The sequence below is a fragment of the Pantoea wallisii genome (assembly GCF_002095485.1).
GTDB classification, from domain to species: domain Bacteria; phylum Pseudomonadota; class Gammaproteobacteria; order Enterobacterales; family Enterobacteriaceae; genus Pantoea; species Pantoea wallisii.
On record NZ_MLFS01000116.1, the window covers coordinates 1 to 3,109 of the forward strand.

Below are 3,109 nucleotides of genomic sequence, written 5' to 3' on the forward strand. Positions count from 1 at the left end.
TTTGCTCTTTAACAATCCGGAACAAGCTGAAAATTTGAAACGACGCGTCGGTTCATTTCTCCGTAATAAGAAATGAATAACGATGCGTTCGAGTCTCTCAAATGCTCACAACAGACAAGCGTTGCAAAACGCCTGTGGGTTGTGAGGTTAAGCGACTAAGCGTACACGGTGGATGCCCTGGCAGTCAGAGGCGATGAAGGACGTGCTAATCTGCGTAAAGCGACGGTAAGGTGATATGAACCGCTACAGCCGTCGATGTCCGAATGGGGAAACCCGGTGCACTTGTGCATCATCGCAACATGAATACATAGTGTTGCGAGGCGAACCTGGGGAACTGAAACATCTAAGTACCCAGAGGAAAAGAAATCAACCGAGATTCCCCCAGTAGCGGCGAGCGAACGGGGAGCAGCCCAGAGCCTGAATCAGCTTGTGCATCAGTGGAAGCGTCTGGAAAGTCGCGCGATACCGGGTGACAGCCCCGTACACGAAGATGCATGAGCTGTGAGCTCGATGAGTAGGGCGGGACACGTGGTATCCTGTCTGAATATGGGGGGACCATCCTCCAAGGCTAAATACTCCTGACTGACCGATAGTGAACCAGTACCGTGAGGGAAAGGCGAAAAGAACCCCGGCGAGGGGAGTGAAACAGAACCTGAAACCGTGTACGTACAAGCAGTGGGAGCCTTCTTTATGGGGGTGACTGCGTACCTTTTGTATAATGGGTCAGCGACTTATATTCTGTAGCAAGGTTAACCGTATAGGGGAGCCGCAGGGAAACCGAGTCTTAATTGGGCGTTAAGTTGCAGGGTATAGACCCGAAACCCGGTGATCTAGCCATGGGCAGGTTGAAGGTTGGGTAACACTAACTGGAGGACCGAACCGACTAATGTTGAAAAATTAGCGGATGACTTGTGGCTGGGGGTGAAAGGCCAATCAAACCGGGAGATAGCTGGTTCTCCCCGAAAGCTATTTAGGTAGCGCCTCGTGAACTCATCCTCGGGGGTAGAGCACTGTTTCGGCTAGGGGGCCATCCCGGCTTACCAACCCGATGCAAACTGCGAATACCGAGGAATGTTATCACGGGAGACACACGGCGGGTGCTAACGTCCGTCGTGAAGAGGGAAACAACCCAGACCGCCAGCTAAGGTCCCAAAGTCATGGTTAAGTGGGAAACGATGTGGGAAGGCACAGACAGCCAGGATGTTGGCTTAGAAGCAGCCATCATTTAAAGAAAGCGTAATAGCTCACTGGTCGAGTCGGCCTGCGCGGAAGATGTAACGGGGCTAAACCATGCACCGAAGCTGCGGCAGCGACATGTAAATGTTGTTGGGTAGGGGAGCGTTCTGTAAGCCGCTGAAGGTGGACTGTGAGGTCTGCTGGAGGTATCAGAAGTGCGAATGCTGACATAAGTAACGATAAAGCGGGTGAAAAGCCCGCTCGCCGGAAGACCAAGGGTTCCTGTCCAACGTTAATCGGGGCAGGGTGAGTCGACCCCTAAGGCGAGGCCGAAAGGCGTAGTCGATGGGAAGCAGGTTAATATTCCTGCACTTGGTGTTACTGCGAAGGGGGGACGGAGAAGGCTAGGTTATCCGGGCGACGGTTGTCCCGGTTTAAGCGTGCAGGCATGTACTCCAGGCAAATCCGGAGTGCTCTATGCTGAGGCGTGACGACGAGGCTCTACGGAGCTGAAGTAACTGATGCCCTGCTTCCAGGAAAAGCCTCTAAGCTCCAGGTAACACGAAATCGTACCCCAAACCGACACAGGTGGTCAGGTAGAGAATACCAAGGCGCTTGAGAGAACTCGGGTGAAGGAACTAGGCAAAATGGTGCCGTAACTTCGGGAGAAGGCACGCTGGCGCGTAGGTGAAGGGACTTGCTCCCGGAGCCGAAGCCAGTCGAAGATACCAGCTGGCTGCAACTGTTTATTAAAAACACAGCACTGTGCAAACACGAAAGTGGACGTATACGGTGTGACGCCTGCCCGGTGCCGGAAGGTTAATTGATGGGGTTATCCGCAAGGAGAAGCTCTTGATCGAAGCCCCGGTAAACGGCGGCCGTAACTATAACGGTCCTAAGGTAGCGAAATTCCTTGTCGGGTAAGTTCCGACCTGCACGAATGGCGTAATGATGGCCAGGCTGTCTCCACCCGAGACTCAGTGAAATTGAAATCGCTGTGAAGATGCAGTGTACCCGCGGCAAGACGGAAAGACCCCGTGAACCTTTACTATAGCTTGACACTGAACATTGAGCCTTGATGTGTAGGATAGGTGGGAGGCTTTGAAGCGTGGACGCCAGTCTGCGTGGAGCCAACCTTGAAATACCACCCTTTAATGTTTGATGTTCTAACGTAGGCCCGTAATCCGGGCTGCGGACAGTGTCTGGTGGGTAGTTTGACTGGGGCGGTCTCCTCCCAAAGCGTAACGGAGGAGCACGAAGGTTGGCTAATCCTGGTCGGACATCAGGAGGTTAGTGCAATGGCATAAGCCAGCTTGACTGCGAGAGTGACGGCTCGAGCAGGTGCGAAAGCAGGTCATAGTGATCCGGTGGTTCTGAATGGAAGGGCCATCGCTCAACGGATAAAAGGTACTCCGGGGATAACAGGCTGATACCGCCCAAGAGTTCATATCGACGGCGGTGTTTGGCACCTCGATGTCGGCTCATCACATCCTGGGGCTGAAGTAGGTCCCAAGGGTACGGCTGTTCGCCGTTTAAAGTGGTACGCGAGCTGGGTTTAGAACGTCGTGAGACAGTTCGGTCCCTATCTGCCGTGGGCGCTGGAGAATTGAGGGGGGTTGCTCCTAGTACGAGAGGACCGGAGTGAACGCACCGCTGGTGTTCGGGTTGTCACGCCAGTGGCACTGCCCGGTAGCTAAGTGCGGAAAAGATAAGTGCTGAAAGCATCTAAGCACGAAACTTGCCCCGAGATGAGTTCTCCCTGAGCACTTGATGCTCCTGAAGGGACGTTGAAGACGACGACGTTGATAGGCCGGGTGTGTAAGCGCAGCGATGCGTTGAGCTAACCGGTACTAATGACCCGTGAGGCTTAACCTTACAACGCCAGAGGCGTTTTGGGTTGAGAGACAGAATTTTCAGCTTTGTTCATCCGGAT

At 53.6% G+C, this 3,109-nt stretch carries 1 rRNA gene; it reads left to right on the forward strand.

Annotated features, from left to right (window positions below):
* Positions 1 to 145 precede the first annotated feature (145 nt).
* Positions 146 to 3,051, forward strand: a 23S ribosomal RNA gene (locus HA48_RS21765).
* The last annotated feature ends 58 nt before the right edge of the window (positions 3,052 to 3,109 follow it).